The organism is Erwinia sp. 198 (genome assembly GCF_003937915.1).
Taxonomy (GTDB): Bacteria; Pseudomonadota; Gammaproteobacteria; order Enterobacterales; family Enterobacteriaceae; genus Erwinia; species Erwinia aeris.
In genome coordinates this window covers 1-3,624 of the sequence record NZ_RHUM01000026.1, presented here as the reverse complement: position 1 = coordinate 3,624, position 3,624 = coordinate 1, and the positions used below count along the sequence as shown (strand labels likewise).

The following is a 3,624-nucleotide window of genomic DNA, read 5'->3' as shown; positions in this document are numbered from 1 at the left end:
GCGCGCAACCTGACGCTGACCTCGGAGCAGGACAGCGACCGCTACGACAGCAGGCAGCAGAGCGCCAGCGCCGGAGCTGATACATAAAGCAACTACCACCACGGATGCAAACGGCAAAGAGGTGGTTAACGTTGAGGCAAACCTGACAGCACACGCGGTGCTGGGCGCGGCGGGCGAGTATATCGCGCAGCAGCTCTATCCGGGCGTTGACCGTGCAGACCTGAGCGAGGAGCAGCGTCAGACCATCAGCGCGCTGGGGACGCTGGCGGCGGGGCTGGCGGGCGGGCTTGCCGGGGACAGTGCGGGTAGTGCGGTGACGGGCGCGCAGGCCGGGAAGAATGCGGTTGAGAATAACTGGCTGAGCAGTAAACAGATAGATACCTGGTCCGCTGAAATAAAGTCCTGTCAGGCTGGCGGCGGTGACTGCGGCAGTATCGTCACAAAATATGAAGAACTGAGCACCACCCAGCAGAAGCAGCTGATAAGCGATTGTGCAACAAGTCCGGCCACCTGCCAGCAGAAATACGGCGATGTACTGGCCGACAGCATGGCGGTGAAACAGGCGCTGGATCGGGCGATGGGTGAAGATATCCCGATCAAGATGGTCTATGATCTGACTGCGACCTGGACGCACCAGATGGACGCAGACGGGATCGTCGCCAGTAATAAAGTGTCAGAGCAGATCATGGCGAAATATGGCCTCGATCAGGCTCAGGCGGATATTATTGCGGGCGTGGCGCTAAGTGCGCTGGGTGGGGTGAGTAAAGGAAGTAAACTTCCTACAGCTGCCGGAAAAAATATCGTTATTGTTGACTCCGGTAAGAAAGGTGCGTGGAATAAGACACTGAATAAACCAGAACCAAATACGGTCTATCAGGTTGATGGAAATAAAACCTATCATACTGATGATTTGAGCCGCACAACAAATGTGAATGCCTCACTAAGCCTGTTCAAAAATGACCGAAACACCTATCAGCAATGCAAAGCTGGTAAATGTGGTAATAATGGTGATGAAGGTGGTCATTTAATTGCCAGCATATTCAATGGGCCTGGTGAAGAGCTTAATATTATTCCTATGGATGGAAATCTTAATAAAATTCAATGGAAAAAAATGGAGAACTCATGGGGTACCGCATTGAAAGAAGGCAAAACGGTTGATGTCAATATTCAACCAATATATTCAGGTAACAATATAAGGCCAGATAGGGTAATTGTTCAGTACTCAGTTGATGGGGGTAGACCTGTTAACGTTGATTTCAAAAATTCCCCAGGAGGCAAATGATGCAGGAACAAAATTTTGAGCAAAAAATAGGTCAAATTTTGTATGATTGTGGACCTGGAAATGCCAAAAAAATCATAGCAAGAGCTAAAATATTTAATGAAAATGATGGAGGGGAGTATGAATTCTATTATTTGGATGAAAATGGAGGACTGGGCTGGTTTGCCCCTGATGGAAGGGCTGTTGCTGATTTGACTGATGCTTTGCTTGCTTATAATTATTTATTTTTAGATAACAATTTGACTAATGGTAAACCTATTTGGACAGGCTGCGAAATAACGGTCGATATACAAGCCGGAAAAATAAACATAAATCTTCAATATGATGACTAATAAAGATCCCAACCAGGCAGGGATCTTACCTTATAACCAGTCAGTTACCTAGAGCGGTCGCCACTCAAATGTCCTTTCCGGGATCTTCCGTGGCCGCTTCTGCGGTGTGGCGATCGAGCTGATACATAAAGCGACCACCACCACGGATGCAAACGGCAAAGAGGTGGTTAACGTTGAGGCAAACCTGACAGCGCACGCGGTGCCGGGCGCGGCGGTGGCGCAGGCGTCGGGCGGTTCGGCGGTGGCGCAGGCGTCGGGCGGTTCGGCGCTGGCGGGAGCGTCAGGCGGCGTGGCGGGCGAGTATATCGCGCAGCAGCTCTATCCGGGCGTTGACCGTGCAGACCTGAGCGAGGAGCAGCGTCAGACCATCAGCGCGCTGGGGACGCTGGCGGCGGGGCTGGCGGGCGGCCTTGCCGGGGGCAGTGCGGGCGGTGCGGTAACGGGTGCGCAGGCCGGGAAGAATGCGGTTGAGAATAACTTCCTTTCGGTCACGAAGAATGAAGCACTAATCAAAGCTATTGAAGACCAAAAAGCTGGCAAGAATCTATTGGAAGCTTCGCAGACTATAGTCAGGGCAACGAATGAGGATAGAGCCAGCAATCTGCTGGTAGGCAAATTCTTGAAAGGAACGATCACGGATGGTGAAAAGCAGCAGCTGGCAGGATTGCTTAACCAGTACGGCATAGAGTTGCAGGCGGTGTACGGATATTCATCAAATAAAGCCAGCGATGCAATACGTTCGCTTCTTTCAGGCAATGCTTTTGTAGCATCACAAGCAGATGCAAGAGCCTATAATGAGGCACTGGGTTATTTAAAGACCTACAGCGCTCAATCAGGGCAAGCAGCATTGGGAACCGATGCACTTATGGTTCTTCCTGGAGTACCCGGAGCACTGGTACGTGGTAGCGTAACCGTCGGAGGAGCTTATCAGACTGGTACAGGTATTGGGCAAATAAGTGAGGGCGAATATGCAAAAGGTCTTGCCAATGTTGGCTTAGGTACGGCGATAGTTTTGGGAGGCAGGCAGGGTAGTAAAGTTGTGGGCAATACTGATGGCTCGATAGTTTCTCCAACTCAGCTAGCGACTCAGGACAGCTCACATGTATTAGATCGTCAAACGCACACATCAATACCTAAAGTGACAGCGGAACTGACAGATCCGATAACCGGGAAGACTTTTATTGATACAAATCAGGGTAATAGGCCAGACTTTTACTTGGGTGAAGCAAGTAGACCGACCCTAATTAACGATAGAATAGAGTCTAAAATAGAGAAAAATCCTGGTAAATATTTACCTAATGGGAATATGGCTTCTGCCCATGCTGAAGTTGGCGCTATCCAACAGGCATTCGATAATGGGATTACGGTTGGCAAAGATATGAGTATGAGAGTCACAAAAGAACCCGTATGTGGATACTGTCGTGGAGATATTGCTGCGATGGCAGATAAAGCAGGTTTAAAATCCCTCACCGTTTATGAGGAAAGCAGTGGGAAAACATTGTATTGGAATCCAGGGATGAAATCATTAAAGGAGAAAAAATAATGTCTTTTTCAATGAGTTGGACACTAAATGGTTGCGGAGGAAGTGATAATTATCCTCTTTGGAATGCTATTAAAATTAAATTAGATGCTTTGAGAAATGGATATGGAACGCTGACATTAGATATTAACGAAAATGATGAGGGACCTCAAATGCTACAAATAAGAGCCGAGGCAGGGAATTATTTATTAATGCTAGGGGAAATAATAAACGATGATTATGAGATAAGATCTTTTTTTGATGAAAAAAGAAGCAATGAAAAAGTAAATATATTAGGGGATTATTGGCCTGCAAATCAGATCACAACTGATTTTTCATTCGTAACTAAAGTTATTAGTGAATTTTTTCATACTGGCGATGTACGGAAAATAATGCTGAATTAGTGTTGAGAATAACGCATTAAACGTTAAGCAGAATCAGTCCCGTGTTCAGGAAATGATACAGTGTCAGGGTGACAAGTCTTGTGAGGGAAC

Annotated in this window: 3 protein-coding genes and 1 pseudogene; all 4 read left to right on the top strand. The window is 47.6% G+C overall.

All coding sequences use genetic code 11. The annotated features are described in order from the left end of the window. Window positions 1-199: 199 nt before the first annotated feature. Window positions 200-1,282 (top strand): annotated as a pseudogene (locus EGK14_RS21695) (DNA/RNA non-specific endonuclease); the annotation flags it as partial. Next, complete coding sequence (locus EGK14_RS21005; protein ID WP_370256573.1) at window positions 1,279-1,611, top strand: hypothetical protein; 333 nt, start codon at window positions 1,279-1,281, stop codon at window positions 1,609-1,611. The pseudogene EGK14_RS21695 and the gene EGK14_RS21005, both read left to right, overlap by 4 nt. 106 nt (window positions 1,612-1,717) lie before the next feature. After that, window positions 1,718-3,154 (top strand): VENN motif pre-toxin domain-containing protein, encoded by a 1,437-nt coding sequence (locus tag EGK14_RS21780; RefSeq protein WP_304984971.1) that lies wholly within the window; start codon window positions 1,718-1,720, stop codon window positions 3,152-3,154. Then, window positions 3,154-3,534 (top strand): hypothetical protein, encoded by a 381-nt coding sequence (locus EGK14_RS20995; RefSeq protein ID WP_125290998.1) that lies wholly within the window; start codon window positions 3,154-3,156, stop codon window positions 3,532-3,534. Before EGK14_RS21780 ends, EGK14_RS20995 begins: the two co-directional genes overlap by 1 nt. Window positions 3,535-3,624: the final 90 nt, after the last annotated feature.

What these genes read in the sequence shown, in the direction of transcription:
- EGK14_RS20995 (WP_125290998.1), top strand. Translation starts at nt 3,154, where the DNA reads ATGTCTTTTTCAATGAGTTGGACACTAAATGGTTGCGGAGGAAGTGAT.
- EGK14_RS21005 (WP_370256573.1), top strand. Translation starts at nt 1,279, where the DNA reads ATGATGCAGGAACAAAATTTTGAGCAAAAAATAGGTCAAATTTTGTAT.